The following is a 21,523-nucleotide window of genomic DNA, read 5'->3' on the forward strand; positions in this document are numbered from 1 at the left end:
CTACTCCTTATCGGGTCCGTAATATTCGAAATAGTTTTTTTCCGTTTCATACAAACCAATTTTGTAGAGATTTTTAAGCTCGGGTGATAATAAATCCCAAATCACAACTGTGACATTTTCAGATGTCGGGTTGAGATCTTTAAATTCCTCTGTATCTAAATTAAGATGCTTATGGTCAAATTTTTGCATAATCTCTTTCTCGACAAGATTGTCTATTTCGGCAATATTGGCAATCATACCTGTAATGGGATCCGGTTTTCCGCTTACTGTTACTTCCAAGTAATAATTATGGCCATGTCCATAAGGGTTGTTGCATTTCCCGAAAATTGACATATTTTCATCGTCGCTCAGCAAAGGGCTGTGCAGCCGGTGCGCCGTGCAAAAGTGATATTTTCTCGTTAATCGAACCACCTCTTCATCCTCCTTTTCTGAATACAAAAAATCATTTTCATACAGCCGGATTTTATGAAGGCTGCAATGATCAATCTTTCCGTTCAACGATTTCCAAATATAGTCCACGATCACTTCTGTTGTTGGAATGTTGTCATGAAAGTACGTATTTTCTTTATTTAAAAACTTCCCGTCTAAATTATCATGAACAAATGATTTAACCACTTTATCAATATCGGTAATGTTAACAACGATGCCTGATTTTTTGTTCAGTTTTCCTTTCACCATAACTTCGAGCCGGTAATCGTGGCCATGACCGCTTATGTTGCTGCATAAACCGAAAACGGCTCTGTTCTTTTCCTCACTCCACTCGTCAATTCGATAAGAATGAACAGCAGAAAAATACATTTTTCTAGAAAGATAAAGCATTCGGGATCTCCTCTCTATTCACCTCGTAAAAGAGCCTGTTCAAATTCGCGGACCAGCGAGATATCTTCTTTAAATACACCTTTTTTAATCGTCGTCACGGTTGAACTGCCCGGTTTTTTGACGCCCCGTGCGCACATGCAAAGATGCTGTCCCTCAACAGTGACCATAACGCCGTCCGGCTGCAGTACATTCATCACGGCATTGGCAATTTGCTGGGTCATTCGTTCTTGGACCTGAGGCCTTTTTGAAGTAAGCTCCACCAGCCGCGCAAATTTACTTAATCCAACCACCCGGCCATTCGGGATGTAGGCAATATGAGCTTTTCCAAAAAAAGGAACGAGATGATGTTCGCAAAACGTATAGTACGTAATATCCTTGACAACGACCATGCCTTCATACTGTTCTTCAAATGTTGTCGTTAATGCCTGTTCAGGCGCAATACCGACCCCGGAAAAGACCTCTTCTAACATTTTCATAACGCGTTTCGGCGTTTCTTTCAGACCTTCCCGATTCGGGTCCTCCCCGATCAGTTCCAAAATCGATCGAATATGGCCTTCCAGCAGCCCTTTTTCTAGTTCGATAGTCATTATAATTCCTCCTATTCCTATATTTCGGATAAAAAATGCCCACCAAAAAGAATGGCAGGCATACTCAAATAAGAGAGTTTATTCTAAAAAATTACAAATTATCCCTTTTTTGATATATCCAATTCTTTTCGGTAACCCGGCGATCATAGCAGTTATAGCCTTAGACCCGTAGCTTTGCGTCCTTACCTTTCGATAAGTTTGCCATTATCGTTGAATTTACTTTTTTTCTCTTATTCATGCCAATTAAAGGCAAAAAAGCCTGCCAAAAAGGCTGGCAGGCGTACACGAATAAGGGAGAGTATAGCAAAAACTGCCCCCTTTGTTCATATATCCAATCCTTTTCGGTAACCCGGCGATCATAGCGGTTTTAGCCTTAGACCCGTAGCTTTGCGTCCTTACCTTTCAATAAGTTTGCCATTATCGTAGAATCAACTGATAACAAAAATAATATCAATATAATGTATTAGTTCTTATGTCCCGATTATATTCATTTATACTATAAAAAGCAACTTATTTTTTTCAATATTTTATATAACCGTTTACATCACATTTTCTAATATAAAAAACCTGTAGACTTGTTTTTAGTCTACAGGATGATCCGTCACATTTCAGGTTACACTTGTGCAGCTTTCATTTTTTTAAATTCCTCCGTCAGCATCGGAACAATTTCAAATAAATCTCCGACGATTCCGTAATCCGCAACGTTAAAAATGTTTGCTTCCGGATCTTTGTTGATGGCGACAATCACTTTTGAATTTGACATACCAGCTAAATGCTGGATGGCACCGGAAATGCCGCATGCAATGTATAAATCAGGCGTGACAACTTTACCCGTCTGTCCAATTTGAAGTGAGTAGTCGCAGTAATCCGCATCGCATGCGCCCCGTGAAGCGCCGACTGCCCCGCCAAGAACTTCCGCCAGTTCTTTAAGCGGCTGAAAACCTTCTTCGCTTTTGACGCCGCGTCCGCCGGCAATGATCACTTTTGCTTCCGATAAATCCACACCATCCGCTGCTTTTCGGACCACATCCTGAATAACGGTGCGCAAATCGGTAATGGATACGGAAACGTTCGAGACATCTCCGGAACGTGATTCATCTTTTTCAAGCGGTTCAATGTTGTTTGGACGGACCGTCGCAAAGACGATACCTTCTTTTACCGTGATTTTTTCAAATGCTTTGCCTGAATAGATTGGACGTGTGAAGACGACTTCTCCGCCTTCTTCCTCCACAGATGTCGCATCGGAAATTAAACCGGACTCGATTTTCGCCGCGATTTTCGGCGATAAATCTTTGCCGAGTGCTGTGTGGCCGAACACAATTCCTTCCGGCTGTTCCTGCTCCACCACCGCCATAAATGCTTGAGAATAGCCGTCTGACGTGTATTGTGCCAGCTTTGCATCTTCCACGGTTAACACGCGGTCTGCGCCGTATTGAATCATTTCATTTGCCAGCGAGCCGACTGAATCCCCGATTAATACACCAATGACTTCGCCGTCACTGGCCACTTTTTTACCGGCAGCAATGGCTTCAAACGATACATTCCGCAGCTGCCCGTCACGCGCTTCAGCTAATACCAATACCTTTTTTCCCATGAAAAATCCCCCCTTTGAAAATAAAGATTAAATGACTTTTGCTTCTGAACGGAGCAGGCTGACCAGTTCCTGCACTTGATTGGATAAATCGCCTTCTAGAATGCGGCCTGCCGCTTTATCCGGCGGAAGGAAAAGGTCAAGCGTCTTCGTTTTTGCTTCAACATCATCTTCTTCCAGATCCAGATCATCCAGTTCGAGTTCATCAAGCGGTTTTTTCTTTGCTTTCATAATGCCGGGCAATGACGGATAACGCGGTTCGTTTAACCCTTGCTGGCAGGTAACAAGCAGCGGAAGAGATGTTTGAATCATTTCTGAATCTCCTTCAACATCCCGCGTAATAGAAACGGTTGAACCGTCAATCTCGATATTTGTAATCGTCGTTACATACGGGATACCGAGCATATCCGCAACACGCGGTCCAATCTGGCCGCTTCCGCCGTCGATGGCCACATTACCGGCTAAAATAAGGTCCGGTTCTTTATCTTTTAAATATTCCGATAAAATTTTCGCTGTCGTAAATTGATCGCCTTCTTCAAGGTCATCTTCCGTGTTGATTAAAACCGCTTTGTCAGCCCCCATTGCAAGAGCGGTTCGGAGCTGTTTTTCCGCTTCGTTACTGCCGACAGTCACGACAGTTACTTCTCCACCGTGATCATCGCGGATTTGAATCGCTTCCTCAACGGCATATTCGTCGTATGGGTTGATGATAAATTCAGCGCCGTCTTCTTGAATTTGACCGCCGATAATTGAAATTTTTTCTTCCGTGTCAAATGTTCTCTTCAGCAAAACATAAATGTTCATCCTATTCCCTCCAATAAATTAATGACCTTTAAAATTCGGCGGACGTTTTTCGATAAAAGCGTTAATGCCTTCTTTCGCATCTTCCGATAAGAAAACGTTTCCAAAATCAGCCGCTTCTTGTTCAATCCCTTTATAATATTCCGCATGTTTTGCGTAATTCAATAAATGAATGGCCGCTTTCACGCTGACAGGACTTTTAACAGCGATTTTTTGTGCCAACGACCGCGCGGCAGGAAGAAGTTCCTCTTCTGAAAACGCGGCGTTTGCCAGCCCCCAGTGAACCGCTTCACTTCCCGAAATCGGTTCACTCGTGAGCATCATTTCAGCCGCTTTTGCCATTCCGACATATCGGGTTAGGCGCTGTGACCCCCCAAATCCGGGTACAAGGCCTAGCTGCAGTTCCGGCAGACCAAGCTTTGCGCTTTCTGTCACATAGCGGATATGGCAGCTCATAGCGAGCTCCAGGCCGCCGCCGAGTGCCGCTCCGTGAATCGCGGCGATTACCGGCTTCGGAAATGTTTCAATCCGTTCCATAACACGCTGTCCCCTTGCGGCTAATTGTGAAAATTCTTCCCCGGACGAAACAGCCGTAAATTCTTTTATATCAGCTCCTGCCGAGAAAAAACGTCCTTCTCCATATAACACGATCACCCGCACATCATGATCGTTTTCGAGGGCGTCGAGCGCTTGCTCAATTTCCGAAATCACGGAACCGGCCAGCGCATTTGCCGGCGGCCGGTTCAACATGATTTCCGCCGTCAGCTTTTCTTTCGCGACGGATATGCACGTCATTTTATCACTCCTTTTTCATTGAAAAACCATTTAAGAGCATTTCTGCGGCTTCCTGTGCGGACGCGGCAAGATCATATTTTTGATCGTTCATCACCCAAGTAGTAATCATTTCGTCAATTGTGCCAAAAATCATTTGGCGGGCAAGCCGTATATTCAAACTGTCTCTAAATTCACCACTGTTGATTCCATGCTGTAATATTTGATCAATTAAGAGCAAATACGATTTCAGCACTTCATTTATTTTTAAACGGAGCTCTTTATTAGACTGCCGCAGTTCCAGCTGTGTCACAACAGCAAGGTGCGGGTCTTCCGTCAACAAGGTAAAATGATTTTCAACAAGCAGCCGCAATTGATCCGCCGCTTTTGATTTCGTTTGAATGTTTTCGCTCGTCTTCTCAACGAATGTCCCCATCTTTTCTTGAAAAAGAGAGATAAGGATATCTTCTTTATTTTTAAAGTATAAATAAATCGTTCCATCCGCTACACCAGCCTGCCGGGCAATTTTGGACACCTGCGCCTGATGGTAGCCGTTTTCTGCAATCGCTATAACAGCGGCATCGATGATTTGATGATATTTTGGTTTGTTTTTTTTCATATAAACAAGCCGCCTCCCTGATCGAAATAAAATGAATGACTATTCATTCATATTATTATCTTACAGCCAATTTTTCATTTCGTCAAGCCGGCGGCCTTTTAAAATCAACTTGTCTTTTCTTCTAATTTTTTCTTTTCTTCTTCTATTAACACACGGCGTAAAATTTTACCGACTGCTGTTTTCGGCAGTTCTTCGCGGAATTCATAAATACGCGGCACTTTAAAGGCGGCGAGATGCTTTCGGCAATAATCGTCGAATTCCTGCTCGGTGACCTTGTATCCTTCTTTCAGCACGATATACGCCTTCACTGTTTCACCCCGGTATGGATCAGGGACACCTGCAACCACAGCTTCCTGAATAGCTTCATGCTCATATAATACTTCTTCTACATCACGCGGATAAATATTGAACCCGCCGGCGATGATCATGTCTTTCTTCCGGTCCACAATGTAAAAATAGCCGCTTTCATCCATATAGCCAATATCCCCGGTTAAAAACCAGCCGTCTTTAAATGTCTGTTCCGTTTCCTCCGGGCGGTTCCAATAGCCTTTCATCACTTGCGGACCTTTTACCGCAATCTCTCCCAATTCACCCGGTTTCCCGGCCGGCTCATTCGTCTGCATGGAGAGAATGACGGCATCCGTGTCCGGCCAAGGAACACCGATGCTTCCTTTCACCCGGTCTCCCCAGATAAAGTTCGCATGCGTTACCGGTGACGTTTCCGTTAAGCCATACCCTTCGACGAGTTTGCCTCCCGTAACATCTTCAAATTTTTGCTGTACATCAACTGGAAGAGGGGCCGAACCGCTAATACATGCGTCAATAGACGATAAATCGTATTTTGTGATGTCCGGATCGTTTAAAAGTGCGATATAAATCGTCGGTGCGCCCGGAAAAATAGTCGGTTTTTGCTTTTGGATGGTTTTCAGAGTCGTTTTCACATCAAACTTCGGCAGCAGCACCATTTTATACCCTTGCATCACCGATAAAATCATGACGGTTGTCATCCCATATACGTGAAAAAATGGAATGATGCCGAGAATAGTTTCGCCGCCTTTTTGGAATTTGTACATCCAGACATCGCACATTGACGCATTTGCGACCAGATTTTTGTGCGTCAGCATAACCCCTTTTGGAAACCCGGTTGTGCCGCCTGTATATTGCAGAACAGCCGGGTCATTGTCAACATCAATGTTTAACGGTTCCTCTTTCGGAACAGGCTCCTCCATTATTTTTTTGAAATGGTGGTTGTTGTTCCGGTTTTCGATCTGGACGACGATACCGGTCTGCTTTTTTTGAATAAATGGATAAATCATGTTTTTTGGAAATGGCAAATAATCTTTGATAGCGGTTACAATAACATGTTCAAGTGACGTATTGCTGATGATTTTTTGAATGCGCGGATATAACAAATCGAGTGAGATGATTACTTTGGCACCGCAGTCCTTCAGCTGGTATTCCATTTCCCGCTCTGTGTACAGAGGGTTAAACTGTACGACGACTGCTCCTGCAATCATGACACCATAAAAGCTGATGACCGCCTGCGGACTATTCGGCAGCATAATCGCCACCCGGTCTCCTTTTTGGATACCGATTTTTTTCAAATAGGCGGCTGTTTTTAAAGCGGAATCATATAATTCTTTGTAGGACAATTCTTTTCCGAGGAAATGAACAGCCATTTTCCCTCCGTATTCAGCGGCTGCTTTCGTTAAAAAAAGCGGAAGCGGCTGGTCCGGATAGTCAATCGCCGCCGGTATTTCCGGCGGATAATGCGCAAGCCACGGTTTTTCAGTCATCTTCATCCACCCCTTTGTCAGAAGAATACGTACTCCACCTTAAGTATAATGAATAGCTGTTCATTTTACAAGCAAATTAAAAAGCCGTCCGAAGACCGCTTTTCAATTGATATACATGTAAATGACCCCGATCAGCAAAAACGCAGCGCAGCATCCGAGCAGTACTTTTGCCAGTGTTTCCATGTGTCCGTTCCTCTTTTCCGTTTACAGAAGCGCCGCACCAATCATATACGACAGCCCCGCTGAAATAATGAATGAAATGAAGCCTACCGCCCGGTTATCACGTTCAATTTCTTTATCAACGTTAAACCCGGGGGTCAAAAATTCAAACATAAAGTAGCCGGCAAGCAGTAAAATAAAACCGAACACACCCCAGCCGGCCATAGTCAAAACAGAGTCATTATGCAAAATCGAGTGGCGGAACACGTTGGCGATGCCAAAAATTTTTCCGCCTGTCGCCATCGCCACCGCCATGTTTCCGTTTTTGATTTCTTCCCAATTCCGGTAAGAAGTGACAAGTTCAAAAACCGCAAGACAGAGAATGATGCATATGGTCGCAACGCTGTAATAGCCGGCGAGCTGCACATATTGATTTTCCCAAAAACCGGTCATCTAGTCCGCCTCCTTATTTCAATTCAGCGACCGTTACACCGAGTCCGCCTTCTCCCGCTTCGCCGAATCGGATGCTTTTCACCATTCGGTGCTTTGTCAAATAACCCCGCACACCTTTCATTAAAGCACCCGTTCCTTTTCCATGAATGATCGACACTTGATGATAACCGGCCAAAAGAGCATCATCTAAATATTTCTCTACGCGGTTAAGCGCATCTTCATACCGTTCGCCGCGCAAATCGAGCTCCGGCGATACATGATGCCCTCTGCCGCGAATCGTCGCAATGGGTTTCGGTTCTTTCTTTTTCTCCGATTTGATAAATTGCATATCCGATTCGGCTACTTTCATTTTGATGATGCCCATTTGTACAATCCATTCATCGTCTGCCGCTTTTTCAATAATATTCCCTTTTTGACCGAAGCTGAGCACTTTCACCTCATCGCCCGGCTTCCACAAACGTTTTGCCGGTTCAACCGCCGGTGTTTTCTGCTTGGGCTCCGGAATGGCCCCTTCAAGACGTTTTCTCGCTTCAATCAGTTCATGCTCTTTCACATTCGCGCCGCCCGCTAACCGAAGCGCACGCAAATCACGCATCACTTCTTCCGCTTCTGCTCTTGCTTTTTCAATAATCTCTGCTGCTTCCGCGCGCGCTTTTTCTTCCATTTTTTCTTTTTGCTCATGGTAAGCAATGACTTCTTTTTGCAAATCACGATGCAGCTTTTCCGTATCCCGCAAATATTCGCGTGCATCCTGTGCATCTCTTTCAGCTTGACGGCGGCTTGCATCAAGGGCGGCAATCATATTATCCACTTCATGCGAATCCGCACCGATCATGCTGCGTGCCCGTTCAATGATCCCCGGATCAAGACCGATCCGCTTCGAAATTTCAAACGCGTTGCTTCGGCCGGGAATACCAATTAACAGCCGGTATGTCGGACTCAATGTTTCCACGTCAAATTCCACACTGGCGTTAATCACATTATCCCGGTTGTAGCCATAGGCTTTCAGTTCAGGATAATGCGTTGTGGCGATAATCCGTGCTCCGCGGGCGATGACATCATCCAAAATGGCAATCGCAAGCGCCGATCCTTCCTGCGGGTCAGTTCCGGAACCAAGCTCATCGAACAAAACAAGACTTTCGTGTGTCACTTCTTTTAAAATACCGGAAATATTCACCATGTGAGATGAAAATGTACTTAAATTTTGCTCAATCGACTGCTCGTCGCCAATGTCAGCGAAAACCGATTGGAAAATCGCCGTTTCCGATCCGTCTTCAGCCGGAATAAACAGGCCTGACTGCGCCATTAACACAGATAATCCGGTCGTCTTCAATGTAACGGTCTTACCACCCGTATTGGGTCCGGTAATAACGATCGCGGTATAGTCTCTGCCGATTTCGATATCACTCGGCACGGCTTCATCAGCCGGTAAAAGCGGATGGCGTGCCTGAATGTAGTGTATATAGCCATCTTCATTGATGAGAGGTTTCGTTGCGTTCATTGAACGGGCAAATTTCCCTTTTGTAAAAATGAAGTCGATTTCGGAGAGCATTTTCATCATGGTAAATAATGAAGGGGCGTGTTCTGCCGTCTCCACCGTTAGCTCTCGTAATATTTTCTCCACTTCATATTGCTCTTTCACCGTCAATTCACGCAGTTCATTATTTAAGTTTACAACCGATGCCGGTTCTACAAACAGTGTCTGACCGGATGAAGACTGATCATGAACGATCCCGCCGTAATGCGAACGGTATTCCTGCTTCACCGGAATGACGTAACGGTCGTTTCGGATCGTCACAATCGCATCTGAAAGCATTTTTTGCGCGCTTTGTCCGCGCGTTAAGCTCTCTAATTTAGAGCGGATGCGCGATTCTGCTGACCGCATGCCATGGCGGATGTGACGCAGTTCATCACTCGCTGAATCCAGTACACGCCCGTTTTCATCGACTGTCCGTTTAATTTTATGTTCAAGGTCCGTCAAGACAGGAATCACAGCCGTTTTTTCCGGTAAAATGCGGAGCGTCACCTGTCCTTCTGACCGCACGTCTTCGATAAAGCTGCGAATTTGGCGGCTTGCAAAAATCGTGCTTGCAATGCGCACGAGCTCAACACCGCTCAACGTTCCGCCAATTTGCGCCCGCTTTGCGTGGGGGCGTATATCATAAATGCCATCGAGCGGCACATTTCCTTTTATCCGGATCACAGCTGCTGCTTCTTCCGTTTCGTCCAGCAATAACTGTACTTCTTCTGCATCGAGTGACGGCTTTAAATTTTCTGCAAAGCTGCGTCCGACTTCTGATGAAGCGTGATGGGCCAGTTTTTCGATAATCTTATTATATTCAAGTGTTGCCAGCACTTTTTCATTCAAATCGTGTTCACTCCTTCAAAGGCATCAATTGCCGCGTAAAAAGGAAAGAAATTGCTTTCTCGGCCATGTGTTCACGACCGTTTCTGGCCGGAGCCATCCTTTTCGCCCTGCACTTGCGCCTGTTTCCATAAACTCAAGATGATCAATGGTATGAGCATCTGTATTAATAAAAATCTTCACTCCGGCTTCCTGCGCCATTTTTAAATGATCGGCGGACAAATCAAGACGGTGCGGATTCGCATTCAGTTCTAATGCGGTATTTGATTCTGCCGCCAGTTTTATGAGCTCCTGCATATCGACAGAATACCCGTCGCGCCGTCCGATAATACGCCCGGTTGGATGGGCGATTAATTTCACATACGGATTATTTAACGCGGTTTTCAGCCGCTCCATAATCTTTTTTTGCGGCTGCGAGAAATTGGAATGAATCGATGCGATGACAAAATCAAGCTGTTTAAGTATATCGTCTTCGTAATCAAGCGAACCGTCCGGTAAAATATCCATTTCAATGCCGGACAGCACTTCGATATCGCTGAATTTTTCATTCCACTCTTTTATTTCTTCATTTTGACGGAGAAGACGGTCCGCTGACAAGCCATTTGCCACCTTCAAATATTGTGAGTGATCCGTGATGGCCATGTATTCATATCCGCGCGCACGGCATGCTTCAATCATTTCTTCAATCGAAAAAGCACCGTCTGACCACGCCGTATGCATATGAAGATCGCCTTTTATATCGGATAATTGAATTAAGGTTCCTTCCTTATATTTATCTGTTTCGGTCCCATCTTCCCGAATTTCAGGCGGAAACCATGGAAGTCCAAGATGGTGGTATAACGCTTCTTCTGTTTCAAATGTTTTCATTGTCCCGTCCGGCTGTTCAATGCCGTACTCACTCACTTTTTCATTACGCTCTTTGGCGATCTGGCGGATTTTCACGTTATGATCTTTTGATCCGGTAAAATGATGGAGCGCACTGGCATATTGTGCCGGCTCGACAATCCGGAAATCGATGGATACGTCAAACTCACCGGCAATGATGATGGAAACTTTCGTCGGCCCTGCGGCGATAATTTCTTTTATATCCGGAATAGCAAGAAGATGTTCCTTCACTTTTTCCGGACTTTCTGTCGCAATAATAAAATCAAGATCTTTTACCGTTTCACGCAGTCGGCGCAGACTGCCCGCACGGGAAAAAAGGCTCACTTCCGGAAAATCCGCTAAATAGGCTTCGATTTTTTCCGCCGCAGGCAGCATATACATAATCGGCAGACGATCCGGCTGCGTACCGGCTTTATCAACAGCGGCGAGAATCTTCTCTTCTGTTTTCGCCCCGAATCCGGCCAGCTCCTGTACGCGGTTTTGCTCGCACGCTTCTTTTAATTCTTCCATATTTGTGATGCCAAGTTCTTTATACAGCTTAGCGATCTTTTTTCCGCCCAGCCCCGGCAGTCCAAGCAGCGCAACCAGTCCTTCAGGCACCTCGCCGGACAGCTCCGTCAGCACTGTTGACTCGCCTGTTTCGATATATTCGGCTATAACTGAAGCGGTTCCTTTCCCGATTCCGGACAGCTTTGTGACATCCTCAATTTCAGATAAACTGCGGTCATCTGCTTCAAGTGCGGCAGCTGCTTTTCGGAATGCGGCTATTTTAAATGGATTATCTCCTTTTAATTCCATATAGACAGCAATTTTTTCCAAAAGACGAATAATATCTTTTTTATTGACCAATTAAGTCACCTTCTTTTCCTTATAGTAGCAGAAAAAAACTCCTCTACCAAATTGAGAGAAGTTTTTCAGCTATTGGCGGCATTTCGATTTTTCGTGCGGCTTAATTCCATTTTCAATTCCTGCAGTTCTTCTTCTAATTTTAAGTAATCATTCACCATATTAACAGCGGTCAGCACCGCAATTTTTTGCGTATCCAGTGCGGCATTACGGGCGCCGATTTCGCGCATTTTTTCATCAACCATTTCCGTTACGCGGCGGATATGGTATTCTGATTCAGTTCCCACAATGGTATACTGATATCCGTAAATGTCAACTGTTAGGCGAGTTCTTTCTCCGTCCGACAAGTTTACGGCCCCCATTTCTCATGCAATACTGTTATATATCATACCACGACTGTTTTAGTGTGAAAAGGAAGAAAGTCTGGAGGTCTGTCAAATTGAGTCATACTTTGTTAGTTGTCAGCAGTCAAACATTGCAGAAAATGAAACAGCATTATGGTGTTTCGGCCAAACTGCCGGCCGGGGCGGTCTTCGCATCAAAAGTGGACGGCTGTTCTGTGACCGGTTACCGTTCCGGGAAAGTGCTGTTTCAAGGAAAAAATGCGGAGCTGGAATCTTCAAAATGGGCTGGAACACCTGCTGCACCGAAGAAAAAATCGGTACCGAACACCGTTTTACCGGATGGATTCGCATCCATGTCCGTCATTGGCAGCGATGAAGTCGGAACCGGTGATTATTTCGGCCCCATTACAGTCGTCGCGGCGTATGTCGAAAATAGCCGAATTTCGGCGTTAAAAGCACTCGGTGTCCGTGATTCGAAAGATATGAAAGACCCGGAAATCGTGTCTGTCGCAAAAAACCTGCTGAAAGATCTTCCTTACAGCCTGCTTATTTTGCGAAACGAAAAGTATAACGACCTGCAGGAAAGCGGCATGTCACAAGGAAAAATAAAAGCCCTTCTGCACAACCAGGCACTCGGCAAACTTCACGAAAAAATAGCCCCGAAACAGCCGGAAGCGGTGCTCATTGACCAGTTTGCAGAAAAAACAGTGTATTATCGTCACTTGAACGGACAGAAATCCATCGTGCGGGAGAATGTATTTTTCAGCACGAAAGGGGAAAGTGTTCATATTGCTGTTGCGGCGGCTTCGATTCTCGCCCGTTATGCGTTTTTAAAAGAAATGGATCAGCTGTCGGAAGAAGCAGGGTTCACCATCCCGAAAGGCGCGGGACCTGCTGTGGATCAAGCGGCGGCCCGGCTGATTAAAACGTACGATGAAAACACGCTCCGTCATTTTACCAAGCTCCATTTTGCCAATACAGAGAAAGCAAAAAAACTAGTGCGTGGTTTTTAAAGCAGCCGAATTATAAAAATTGCTTCTCCATAAGTGGCGGCTGAACGGCCGGATCCCACCTATAAAAAAGAAGGGGCTGTCTCAAAAGCCTCTTAAATGAAGAATCAGCTGTCCCATGGTATAATCAATAAAAGTAGCCTTTGTGCTGCTCATAAAAATTCGCCTCCGTAATGTTGGTTTGGTCACTTACATTATATCGGATGAGGCGATTTTTTTGTGCATAAAAACAGGGCTGCCTCAAAAGTCAGTTTCTACTGACTTTTGGGACAGCCCCTTTCTCTTTATGCGCGAAGTTCAGCGCCTGCTTGTTCTTTTAAGGCAGCAAGAACTTTTTCATGAACAGCTGTTACTTCTTCATCTGTTAATGTTTTTTCCGGATCAGCATATGTCAGCGCGAATGCGACGGATTTTTTGCCTTCTTCCATCCGTTCTCCTTCATATACATCAAACACCCGAACGCTTGTTAAGAGCGAGCCGCCTGCCTGCTTAATAACGGTTTCAAGCGATGCAGCTTCGACTGTGCTCTCCACAACGAGTGCGATATCGCGGCCAATGGACGGGAAGCGCGGGATCGGCACATAGGAGAGATCTTCACGGTCTGCATTTAAAAGCATGTCAAGTTTTAATTCAAACAAATACGCTTCTTTCAAATCCATTTCTTTCGCCAAAGAAGGGTGAAGCTGTCCAACCACACCGATGGGTTCAGCGTCAAGCAGCACTTCCGCTGTGCGGCCTGGATGGAATCCTTCCGGCGCCGATTTCTGGAATGTCAGGCGGTCCGCAAGTCCGATGCGGGCGGCCAGTCCTTCAACAATTCCTTTTACCGTAAAGAAATCAGCCGCTTTCTTTTCTCCTTGCCATAGGTGCTCATGCCACATGCCTGTGATGACACCGGCGAGACGCTCTTCTTCTTTCGGCTGCACATTCTCGCCTTCATTTAAATAAACGGAGCCTGTTTCATATAAAGCGGCAGATGCCATCTGACGGGCATTGTTATACGCAGCTGCTTCGATCAAATGCGGCAGCAGGCTTTCACGCAAGTACGCGCGTTCTTCACTCATCGGCATCGCAAGTGCCACCGGCTGACGCACTTCAAGCGCAAATTGAGCAGCGCGTTTTTCAGACGTTAATGAATACGTCACCGCCTGGTTGAAGCCTGCTCCTTCTAAATATCGTCGGACAACGCGGCGTCCGAGCTGATAAGGAGATAATCCTCCCGGCTGGGATTCTCCTTCCGGCAGTGTGAGCGGAATGTGATCATAACCGTATAGGCGCGCCACTTCTTCCGTCAAGTCTTCCGGAATCGTGATGTCACTGCGTCGTGTCGGCACGGTGACGGTGATTTCATTGCCGTTTGTTTCCGTATCAAATTGCAGACGGCGGAAAATGTCTTCTACACCGCCCATTTGAAGATCGGTTCCAAGACGTGTATTTAACCGTTCAAGTGTAATGGACACTTTTTTCGGTTCAACATTTAATTCACCTGCAACAACGCTCCCTGAAAGCACTGTTCCACCTGCGAGTTCAGCCATTAATTCAGCAGCTCGGTCACAGGCAGCCTGAACGCGTGCAGGGTCTACCCCTTTTTCGAATCTTGCACTTGCTTCAGAGCGAAGCCCGTGTGCTTTGGACGCTGTGCGGACAATTTGGCCATCAAAGTAGGCAGATTCAATTAATACATTCACTGTGCCCTCATGAACTTCCGAGTTCGCGCCGCCCATTACTCCTGCAAGGGCAACCGGCTCTTTGCCGTTTGTAATGACAAGCTGATCCGCTGACAGCGTGCGCTCCGTATCATCAAGTGTCACGAATTTTTCGTCTTCATCGGCACGGCGGACAACAATTTCATTTGAACCGAGACGGTCAAGGTCAAATGCATGAAGCGGCTGGCCGTATTCCATCAATACGTAATTTGTAATATCGACGACGTTATTGTGAGGACGTACGCCGGCATTCATTAAAAATGTCTGCATCCAAAGCGGCGACGGACCAATTTTAACATTTTTGACAACGCGTGCAATGTAAAGCGGGTTGTCTTCCGGTGCATCAATTCGAATTTGAATCGAATCCGCGGCTTTTTCAGTTGATTCAGCCGGGTTAGGCTGCGGAAGTTTCACGTCACGCCCTAAAATTGCCGCTACTTCATATGCTACACCGATCATGCTGAGTGCGTCTGATCGGTTTGGTGTAAGGGACAGTTCAAGAATGGCATCGTCACGGTTTAACGCCGCAAGCGCATCTTCTCCCGGTGTCACATCGTTCGGGAAATTGAAAATGCCTTCCGCATATTCTTTCGGTGTCAGCCGGCTTTCTATACCGAGCTCGGATAACGAGCAGATCATGCCGTTTGATTCTTCACCGCGCAGTTTCGCGCGTTTAATTTTAAAATTCCCCGGCAAAACCGCTCCCGTTTTTGCCACCGCTACATATTGCCCGGCATCGACATTTTTCGCGCCGCAAATAATTTGTACAGGCTCCTCTTCTCCCACATCCACAAGACACTTGCTTAATTTATCCGCATTCGGGTGCTGCTCGCGCGATTGGACATACCCGACCACGATATTTTTCATCTCAGAAGCGGGTGTTTCCACTCCTTCCACTTCAATGCCGGCACGGGTAATTTTTTCCGCCAGTTCCTGCGGTGTTACGCCCGACAGATCGACATACTGCTCGAGCCATTTATATGAAACAAACATGTGTATACTCCTCCTTATTCATGTACGGAAAATTGCTGTAAGAAACGAAGATCATTCGTGTAAAAATGGCGGATATCATCGATGCCGTATTTCAGCATCGCAATGCGCTCCTGCCCCATACCAAAAGCAAATCCTGAATATTTCGTTGAATCAAAGCCGGCCATTTCCAGTACGTTCGGGTGAACCATACCGGCTCCAAGCACTTCAATCCAGCCTGTTCCTTTACAGATCGAGCAGCCTTTGCCTCCGCACATGCAGCTCACATCCACTTCAACAGATGGCTCTGTAAACGGGAAGAAGCTTGGACGGAGACGAATTTCGCGGTCGGCGCCAAACATTTTTTTCGCAAACGCGTCAAGCGTTCCTTTCAAATCGCTCATGCGGATGTTTTCGCCAACGACAAGTCCTTCGATCTGGTTAAATTGATGGGAGTGCGTCGCGTCATCGCTGTCGCGGCGGTACACTTTACCCGGGCAAATGATTTTAACAGGACCTTTCCCTGCATGTTTCAGCATTGTCCGTACTTGCACTGGCGATGTATGTGTACGCATTAACAGCTCTGATGTAATGTAAAATGTATCCTGCATATCACGTGCCGGATGGCCTTTTGGCAGATTGAGTGCCTCAAAGTTATAGTAATCCTGTTCCACTTCCGGCCCTTCTGCGATCGTATAGCCCATCCCGATAAATAAGTCTTCTATTTCTTCTGTAATGCGTGTCAGCGGATGGTGTCCGCCCGCTTTCACCGGACGCCCCGGCAATGTGACATCGATCGATTCCTTCGCGAGCTGCTCTTCAATTGCCGCCACTTCAAGCGTCACCTGCTTTTCTTCAATGGCCTTCGTAATGTCTTCACGCACCACATTGACGAGCGCACCCATTTTCGGACGTTCTTCGGCAGATAATTTACCCATTCCTTTTAATACTTCAGTAACCGGTCCTTTTTTCCCTAAATACGCCACGCGCACATCGTTTAGCTCTTTCAAATTCGCTGCGGCTGCCACTTTTTCCAGCGCTTCTGCTTGCAGCTGCTTTAATTGTTCTTCCATATTGATTCCTCCTTTTTGGACAAATAAAAAAGCCCCGTTCCCGGAAAGGGACGAGGCTTCTAAATCGCGGTACCACCCTTTTTAACGCGCAAACGTGCGCATTCACTTCATTCGGATAACGGCTGTTTAAAACCGGGGTGCCTTTACGCCAAAGCGGTCCTAGCACCGGCTCGGGAGGTGAACTTCTGCCGTCTCTTTTTAAAAATGCTTGCAGTCTAAGGCATTTTCTCCCTAAAAAAAAGAGGCGCGGCGTACTTTTCTCCGTCACAGCCTTTTCATTATCAAATTCACACTCATTATTATAGACAACCCGATTTTGAAATTCAATTGTTTTCCCGAAAATGATAAAGAAGAATACCAGCTGCGACTGCCACATTGAGCGATTCGCTGCGGCCGAAAATCGGAATGTATACATTTTTTGTTGTTTCTCGAAGCAGTTCAGGGCGGACACCGCTTCCTTCGTTGCCGACAATCAAAGCAAACGGACCTGCCTGCTCATTCCGGTAATCGGATGCGCCTTCAAGCGCTGTTCCGTAAACGGGAATGCCTCTCTCTTTAACCTCCTGCACCGCTTCCGCCAAGTCCATCGCGATGACCGGCACATGAAAATGGCTTCCTTGAGCAGAACGGAGCACTTTTGGATTGTACATATCCGCACTGCCCGCTCCGAGGACAACAGCGTCCAATCCGGCCGCATCTGCCGTGCGAATCATGGTGCCGATATTGCCGGGGTCCTGCACAGCGTCAATGAATAAAAATGTCTTTCCTTCAGCCAATGCTGTTCCGCCCGATTTCCGGCACACCGCAAATACACCTTGTCCGTTTTCCGTGTCAGACAATTTTGCGGCGGCTTCCGGTGAGATCATGGTTATCTTTACATCATCTGTGTTCCAGGATGCCGGAATCACCGCTTCTTCCGAAAATAATAGTTCTTCAATGTATTCCTTGTGATGAAGTGCTTCTTCGACTAAATGAAACCCTTCCAAAAAATAGAGCCCTGTTTGATCCCGCTCTTTTTTAGTCAGTAATTTTTTTACTTGTTTTATATGTGGATTGCTGGCCGATTGGATGTAATTCACGTTGAAATCCCCTTTCACCGATTTATTATAGCATTTTTCCTGTATAACATAAGCCGCTCCGGTCAAAATAAGATAAACAAGGAGGGAAAAAAATGAATTTACGAAATGCCATTATAAACAATCTGCAAGGCCAAAGCGCGAATCAGCTGTCTGAAACGATTCAAGACGCGGTCGCAAAAGGAGAAGAAAAAACGCTGCCCGGTCTCGGGGTGATGTTTGAATTGTTCTGGAAAAACAGCCAAAATGATGAAAAGCAGGCAGTTCTTCAAAAGATGGCCGCTGCTCTTCAGTCTTGACCGTTCAGTAAAAAGAGGCCTTCCTGCGATTAGCAGCGGCCTCTTTTTTTAATCAAACGTAATCTTATTGACCGTGTCACGATCGAGGCGGAAAATGACTTCCCCGAGAAGCTTCACTGCATTTTCGTAATCATCGCGGTGAAGCATCGCCGCATGACTGTGAATGTAGCGCGTCGCAATCGTTACGGATAGGGTCGGAACACCATTTCCTGTTTTGTGAATTTCACCGGAATCCGTACCGCCGCCTGCCATCGAATCAAATTGATACGGAATATTGAGTTCGTCGGCCACATCGGTTACAAAATCACGCAGTCCTTTATGCGACACCATGGATGCATCGTATAAAATAATTTGCGGACCTTTGCCCATTTTGCCCATCGCTTCTTTTTCCGTCACGCCAGGTGTGTCGCCCGCAATGCCGACATCAACAGCAAACGCGATATCCGGTTCAATCATATGAGCCGATGTTTTCGCCCCGCGCAAGCCCACTTCTTCCTGCACCGTGCCGACACCATACACGATATTTGCATGCTTTTTATCTTTCATATATTTTAATACATCAATGGCAATGGCACAGCCGATGCGGTTATCCCATGCTTTGGCAAGCAGCATTTTTTCGTTATTCATGACCGTGAATTCGAAATACGGCACGACCATATCACCCGGACGGACACCCCATTCCGCGGCTTCTTCACGGCTGGACGCTCCGATATCGATAAACATGTCTTTTATATCAACCGGTTTTTTGCGTGCTTCCGGAGGCAGAATATGCGGCGGTTTTGAGCCGATCACACCCGTCACATCCCCTTTTTTTGTCACAATTGTAACCCGCTGTGCCAGCATGACCTGACTCCACCAGCCGCCTACTGTCTGAAAGCGGATAAATCCCTTTTCATCGATGCGCGTTACCATAAACCCGACTTCATCTAAATGGCCGGCCACCATAATTTTCGGCCCGTTTTCAGCACCGGTTTTTTTTGCCACTAAACTTCCCAAGCCATCCGTTGTGACTTCATCCGCATGCGGTTCAATATATTTCTGCATGACATGACGGACTTCACGCTCGCTGCCAGCAATGCCTTTTGCATCCGTCAAGTCTTTCAGCATCGTTAACGTTTCATCGAGTTTCTTCATTAAATATGCTCTCCTTTAATAACCTGATTTTTGCCGCTCGTAATTCACTTCATTTTTTGCCATGTATGCCGCTTCCACTTCCTCCGGTGAAAATCCGAGCATGTCTCCCAGCGTAAAATACCGGTCCATAAGCGACTGATAATAGGAAGCCGATTTTTCTTTTTTGAACGCATGAACAGCCTCCATGACAAGGAGAAACTGTTCTGTCTGTTCTTCAGCAGCTGATTCAAACGACGGTTTCGTTTGATCAAATCCCGCAATTAACCCAAGAGATAAAATGAAATGGACACCATCAACGAATTCTTCTAAAATAATGTTCCGTTCAGAAGGCCCTTTTGTGCTCCAAAATTTGAAACAGCGGGTTTCATTGGCCAGTTCGCCGATTTCAACGAGTAAAGCCAACACTTTTTGATTAAATAAATCCGCGCCGGTCAGGTTGTGTCCTTCTTCTATGTAACGATCAAGGCCGCGCTGCATCTCAAACAGTTTTTCGATCTTCATATTACTCCCCCTATCATACCCAAAATGACGAGATCCATAACCGCCAGCACAGGCATGCCGTATTTGAACGCGGCGTGTTTTGTTTTGTGGCGGCGCGTCTGCATGGCAAGCCAGCTTCCCGGCGCCCCGCCTGCCAGCGCCAGCATCCAAAGCGCAGATTCACTCGTCCGGTACTGGTGTTTTTGCGCTTTTTTCTTATCGTTTGCCATGACGATATAGGCAATGAAATTGATAAATAGAAAATAAAGAAAGATGATCGGCATCAGCGCACCTCCATGATTATTGTAGCAAACTTCCTCTTAAAACGCATGATCAGCAAATGAGGGCCGGACTAATTTTTCCCAGGCCGGATTATGCGGCGCCATGGCCGAATAAATCTTTTTCCGGCCATAGCAGCCCTTTTTCGGCCCATATACTCTTTTTTCGGCCCTGGCAGCTGGTTTTCTATCCAATAAAAAACTGCCCCGAAATGATTCGGGACAGTTTCATCAGTTATCTTAACCGAGTTGTTTTTTGGCTGCTTCAGCAAGCTGAGCAAATGCTTTTTCATCGCTAATAGCAAGGTCAGCAAGCATTTTTCGGTTTACTTCGATGCCGGCAAGTTTCAAACCGTGCATTAAACGGCTGTAAGAAAGACCGTTCATGCGGGCAGCTGCGTTAATACGTGTGATCCACAATTTGCGGAAATCACGTTTTTTCTGACGACGATCCCGGTATGCATATTGCAGGGATTTCATCACTTGCTGATTGGCAACTTTATATAAACGATGTTTCGAACCGAAATAACCTTTTGCTAACTTAAGAACCTTTTTACGACGTTTGCGTGTTACAGTACCGCCTTTTACGCGTGGCATACTATTTCCCTCCTAATGATGTTACGTTAATTTTCTTACAGATTATCGAGCATGTGGCGAATGCGTTTGAAATCGCCTTTAGAAACCATTGCGCTTTTACGCAATTTACGTTTTTGTTTCGTAGACTTGTTTGCGAACAAGTGGCTTGTGTAACCGTGTGAACGTTTCAATTTACCTGAACCTGTTTTTTTGAAACGTTTGGCAGAACCACGGTGAGTTTTCATTTTTGGCATTTCGACTTCCTCCTCAAACTGGTTTACTTTTCGTTTTTCGGCGCCATAATAAGGAACATACTACGGCCATCCATTTTCGGCTTAGACTCAATTGTCGCAACGTCCTTGCAAGCTTCTGCAAAGCGGTCAAGTACACGCTGGCCGATTTCTTTATGGGTAATCGCACGTCCTTTAAAACGGATCGACGCTTTTACCTTATCACCCTTTTCCAAAAACTTAATCGCATTGCGAAGTTTTGTATTGAAGTCATGGTCATCAATCGTCGGACTGAAACGCACTTCTTTCAATTGGATGATTTTTTGATTTTTACGGGCTTCCTTCTCTTTCTTCTGCTGTTCGAATTTGAATTTGCCGTAATCCATTATGCGGGCTACAGGCGGTTTCGCGTTCGGTGCAACAAGCACAAGATCGAGATTAACACGTCCGGCAATTTCAAGAGCTTCACGCTTTTGCTTAATGCCGAGCTGTTCGCCGTTTTGATCGATCAGGCGTACTTCGCGGGCACGGATGCCTTCATTTACATTCATATCTTTGCTAATAATAAGCCACCTCCAGGGTATTTTAGAAAACACTGTTTAAAAAGATGAGCGCGCAGCTGCATGAAAAAGGCGGAGCATCTAAAGTAGATGCCC

General features: G+C 45.9%; 22 protein-coding genes, 2 riboswitches and 2 other annotated features (1 of these 26 only partly in view). Of the genes, 2 read left to right on the top strand and 20 right to left on the bottom strand.

All coding sequences use genetic code 11. The features are described 5' to 3' along the window. From BTO30_RS08250 to zapA, 11 genes are all read right to left on the bottom strand, one after another. The gene (locus BTO30_RS08250) at positions 1-819 is read right to left on the bottom strand and encodes a 6-carboxytetrahydropterin synthase (RefSeq protein WP_075398253.1); all 819 of its coding nucleotides are present in this window, start codon (positions 817-819) and stop codon (positions 1-3) included. Positions 820-833: 14 nt separating this feature from the next. Then, positions 834-1,406 carry a GTP cyclohydrolase I FolE gene (gene folE, locus BTO30_RS08255; protein WP_075398254.1) on the bottom strand — a complete coding sequence of 191 codons (573 nt, stop codon included), beginning with the start codon at positions 1,404-1,406 and terminating at the stop codon, positions 834-836. 127 nt (positions 1,407-1,533) lie between these two features. Then, positions 1,534-1,619: riboswitch (cyclic di-GMP riboswitch) on the bottom strand. Between the two features lie 127 nt (positions 1,620-1,746). Next, positions 1,747-1,832, bottom strand: a riboswitch (cyclic di-GMP riboswitch). A 187-nt stretch (positions 1,833-2,019) separates the two neighbouring features. Then, on the bottom strand, positions 2,020-3,000 hold the full coding sequence (locus BTO30_RS08260; RefSeq protein WP_075398255.1) for an electron transfer flavoprotein subunit alpha/FixB family protein: 981 nt from the start codon (positions 2,998-3,000) through the stop codon (positions 2,020-2,022). Between the two features lie 27 nt (positions 3,001-3,027). Beyond that, positions 3,028-3,801, bottom strand: coding sequence for an electron transfer flavoprotein subunit beta/FixA family protein (locus BTO30_RS08265; protein ID WP_075398256.1), 774 nt, complete (start codon positions 3,799-3,801; stop codon positions 3,028-3,030). An 18-nt stretch (positions 3,802-3,819) separates the two neighbouring features. Beyond that, positions 3,820-4,593, bottom strand: coding sequence for an enoyl-CoA hydratase (locus tag BTO30_RS08270; RefSeq protein ID WP_075398257.1), 774 nt, complete (start codon positions 4,591-4,593; stop codon positions 3,820-3,822). A gap of 4 nt (positions 4,594-4,597) precedes the next feature. Beyond that, complete coding sequence (locus BTO30_RS08275) at positions 4,598-5,188, bottom strand: fatty acid metabolism transcriptional regulator FadR (RefSeq protein WP_075398258.1); 591 nt, start codon at positions 5,186-5,188, stop codon at positions 4,598-4,600. Between the two features lie 104 nt (positions 5,189-5,292). Then, entirely contained in the window at positions 5,293-6,984 is a 1,692-nt protein-coding gene (locus tag BTO30_RS08280) for a long-chain-fatty-acid--CoA ligase (protein ID WP_075398259.1), read from the bottom strand. A 204-nt stretch (positions 6,985-7,188) separates the two neighbouring features. Beyond that, a complete protein-coding gene (locus BTO30_RS08285) occupies positions 7,189-7,596 on the bottom strand; it encodes a DUF350 domain-containing protein (RefSeq protein WP_075398260.1) in 408 nt (135 codons plus the stop codon). Between the two features lie 13 nt (positions 7,597-7,609). Beyond that, positions 7,610-9,964, bottom strand: coding sequence for an endonuclease MutS2 (locus tag BTO30_RS08290; RefSeq protein WP_075398261.1), 2,355 nt, complete (start codon positions 9,962-9,964; stop codon positions 7,610-7,612). Positions 9,965-9,988: 24 nt separating this feature from the next. After that, positions 9,989-11,695 carry a DNA polymerase/3'-5' exonuclease PolX gene (gene polX, locus BTO30_RS08295; RefSeq protein ID WP_075398262.1) on the bottom strand — a complete coding sequence of 569 codons (1,707 nt, stop codon included), beginning with the start codon at positions 11,693-11,695 and terminating at the stop codon, positions 9,989-9,991. Positions 11,696-11,760: 65 nt separating this feature from the next. Continuing rightward, a complete protein-coding gene (gene zapA / locus BTO30_RS08300) occupies positions 11,761-12,039 on the bottom strand; it encodes a cell division protein ZapA (RefSeq protein WP_075398263.1) in 279 nt (92 codons plus the stop codon). Between the two features lie 92 nt (positions 12,040-12,131). Here zapA and rnhC point away from each other — a divergent pair, with 92 nt between their 5' ends. Continuing rightward, the gene (gene rnhC, locus BTO30_RS08305) at positions 12,132-13,049 is read left to right on the top strand and encodes a ribonuclease HIII (RefSeq protein WP_075398264.1); all 918 of its coding nucleotides are present in this window, start codon (positions 12,132-12,134) and stop codon (positions 13,047-13,049) included. Positions 13,050-13,330: 281 nt separating this feature from the next. Here rnhC and pheT read toward each other — a convergent pair whose 3' ends face one another. From pheT to BTO30_RS08320, 3 genes are all read right to left on the bottom strand, one after another. Beyond that, positions 13,331-15,745, bottom strand: coding sequence for a phenylalanine--tRNA ligase subunit beta (pheT, locus tag BTO30_RS08310; protein ID WP_075398265.1), 2,415 nt, complete (start codon positions 15,743-15,745; stop codon positions 13,331-13,333). Between the two features lie 14 nt (positions 15,746-15,759). After that, positions 15,760-16,794 carry a phenylalanine--tRNA ligase subunit alpha gene (gene pheS, locus BTO30_RS08315; RefSeq protein WP_075398266.1) on the bottom strand — a complete coding sequence of 345 codons (1,035 nt, stop codon included), beginning with the start codon at positions 16,792-16,794 and terminating at the stop codon, positions 15,760-15,762. A gap of 43 nt (positions 16,795-16,837) precedes the next feature. After that, positions 16,838-17,071: a binding site (T-box leader), on the bottom strand. Between the two features lie 46 nt (positions 17,072-17,117). After that, a complete protein-coding gene (locus BTO30_RS08320; protein ID WP_075398267.1) occupies positions 17,118-17,873 on the bottom strand; it encodes a TrmH family RNA methyltransferase in 756 nt (251 codons plus the stop codon). A gap of 92 nt (positions 17,874-17,965) precedes the next feature. Between BTO30_RS08320 and sspI the strand changes: the two genes are divergently transcribed. Further along, positions 17,966-18,169: a small acid-soluble spore protein SspI gene (sspI, locus tag BTO30_RS08325; RefSeq protein ID WP_075398268.1), complete on the top strand. Its 204-nt coding sequence runs from the start codon at positions 17,966-17,968 to the stop codon at positions 18,167-18,169. 48 nt (positions 18,170-18,217) lie between these two features. Here the strand turns inward: sspI and BTO30_RS08330 are convergent, their stop codons facing one another. The 6 genes from BTO30_RS08330 to infC form a co-directional block, all read right to left on the bottom strand. After that, positions 18,218-19,303, bottom strand: a complete 1,086-nt coding sequence (locus BTO30_RS08330) for a M42 family metallopeptidase (RefSeq protein WP_075398269.1) — start codon at positions 19,301-19,303, stop codon at positions 18,218-18,220. A 15-nt stretch (positions 19,304-19,318) separates the two neighbouring features. After that, positions 19,319-19,804 carry a dUTP diphosphatase gene (locus tag BTO30_RS08335; RefSeq protein WP_075398270.1) on the bottom strand — a complete coding sequence of 162 codons (486 nt, stop codon included), beginning with the start codon at positions 19,802-19,804 and terminating at the stop codon, positions 19,319-19,321. Next, complete coding sequence (locus tag BTO30_RS08340; protein WP_075398271.1) at positions 19,801-20,067, bottom strand: DUF1294 domain-containing protein; 267 nt, start codon at positions 20,065-20,067, stop codon at positions 19,801-19,803. Before BTO30_RS08340 ends, BTO30_RS08335 begins: the two co-directional genes overlap by 4 nt. 234 nt (positions 20,068-20,301) lie before the next feature. Beyond that, on the bottom strand, positions 20,302-20,658 hold the full coding sequence (rplT, locus tag BTO30_RS08345; RefSeq protein WP_075398272.1) for a 50S ribosomal protein L20: 357 nt from the start codon (positions 20,656-20,658) through the stop codon (positions 20,302-20,304). Between the two features lie 35 nt (positions 20,659-20,693). Further along, on the bottom strand, positions 20,694-20,891 hold the full coding sequence (rpmI, locus tag BTO30_RS08350; RefSeq protein WP_050181157.1) for a 50S ribosomal protein L35: 198 nt from the start codon (positions 20,889-20,891) through the stop codon (positions 20,694-20,696). 23 nt (positions 20,892-20,914) lie between these two features. After that, positions 20,915-21,433: a translation initiation factor IF-3 gene (gene infC, locus BTO30_RS08355; protein ID WP_245796390.1), complete on the bottom strand. Its 519-nt coding sequence runs from the start codon at positions 21,431-21,433 to the stop codon at positions 20,915-20,917. 52 nt (positions 21,434-21,485) lie between these two features. Then, positions 21,486-21,523: a sequence feature (ribosomal protein L20 leader region), on the bottom strand; it runs 100 nt beyond the window's last position.

Origin of the sequence: Domibacillus antri, from assembly GCF_001936625.1 — a bacterium.
Lineage (GTDB): Bacteria > Bacillota > Bacilli > Bacillales > Domibacillaceae > Domibacillus > Domibacillus antri.

Excerpts from the sequence above, each read along its gene's own strand:
- BTO30_RS08250 (WP_075398253.1), bottom strand. The coding sequence starts at position 819 with ATGCTTTATCTTTCTAGAAAAATGTATTTTTCTGCTGTTCATTCTTAT.
- folE (WP_075398254.1), bottom strand. The coding sequence starts at position 1,406 with ATGACTATCGAACTAGAAAAAGGGCTGCTGGAAGGCCATATTCGATCG.
- BTO30_RS08260 (WP_075398255.1), bottom strand. The coding sequence starts at position 3,000 with ATGGGAAAAAAGGTATTGGTATTAGCTGAAGCGCGTGACGGGCAGCTG.
- BTO30_RS08265 (WP_075398256.1), bottom strand. The coding sequence starts at position 3,801 with ATGAACATTTATGTTTTGCTGAAGAGAACATTTGACACGGAAGAAAAA.
- BTO30_RS08270 (WP_075398257.1), bottom strand. The coding sequence starts at position 4,593 with ATGACGTGCATATCCGTCGCGAAAGAAAAGCTGACGGCGGAAATCATG.
- BTO30_RS08275 (WP_075398258.1), bottom strand. The coding sequence starts at position 5,188 with ATGAAAAAAAACAAACCAAAATATCATCAAATCATCGATGCCGCTGTT.
- BTO30_RS08280 (WP_075398259.1), bottom strand. The coding sequence starts at position 6,984 with ATGACTGAAAAACCGTGGCTTGCGCATTATCCGCCGGAAATACCGGCG.
- BTO30_RS08285 (WP_075398260.1), bottom strand. The coding sequence starts at position 7,596 with ATGACCGGTTTTTGGGAAAATCAATATGTGCAGCTCGCCGGCTATTAC.
- pheT (WP_075398265.1), bottom strand. The coding sequence starts at position 15,745 with ATGTTTGTTTCATATAAATGGCTCGAGCAGTATGTCGATCTGTCGGGC.
- pheS (WP_075398266.1), bottom strand. The coding sequence starts at position 16,794 with ATGGAAGAACAATTAAAGCAGCTGCAAGCAGAAGCGCTGGAAAAAGTG.
- sspI (WP_075398268.1), top strand. The coding sequence starts at position 17,966 with ATGAATTTACGAAATGCCATTATAAACAATCTGCAAGGCCAAAGCGCG.
- BTO30_RS08330 (WP_075398269.1), bottom strand. The coding sequence starts at position 19,303 with ATGAAGAAACTCGATGAAACGTTAACGATGCTGAAAGACTTGACGGAT.
- BTO30_RS08335 (WP_075398270.1), bottom strand. The coding sequence starts at position 19,804 with ATGAAGATCGAAAAACTGTTTGAGATGCAGCGCGGCCTTGATCGTTAC.
- BTO30_RS08340 (WP_075398271.1), bottom strand. The coding sequence starts at position 20,067 with ATGCCGATCATCTTTCTTTATTTTCTATTTATCAATTTCATTGCCTAT.
- rplT (WP_075398272.1), bottom strand. The coding sequence starts at position 20,658 with ATGCCACGCGTAAAAGGCGGTACTGTAACACGCAAACGTCGTAAAAAG.
- rpmI (WP_050181157.1), bottom strand. The coding sequence starts at position 20,891 with ATGCCAAAAATGAAAACTCACCGTGGTTCTGCCAAACGTTTCAAAAAA.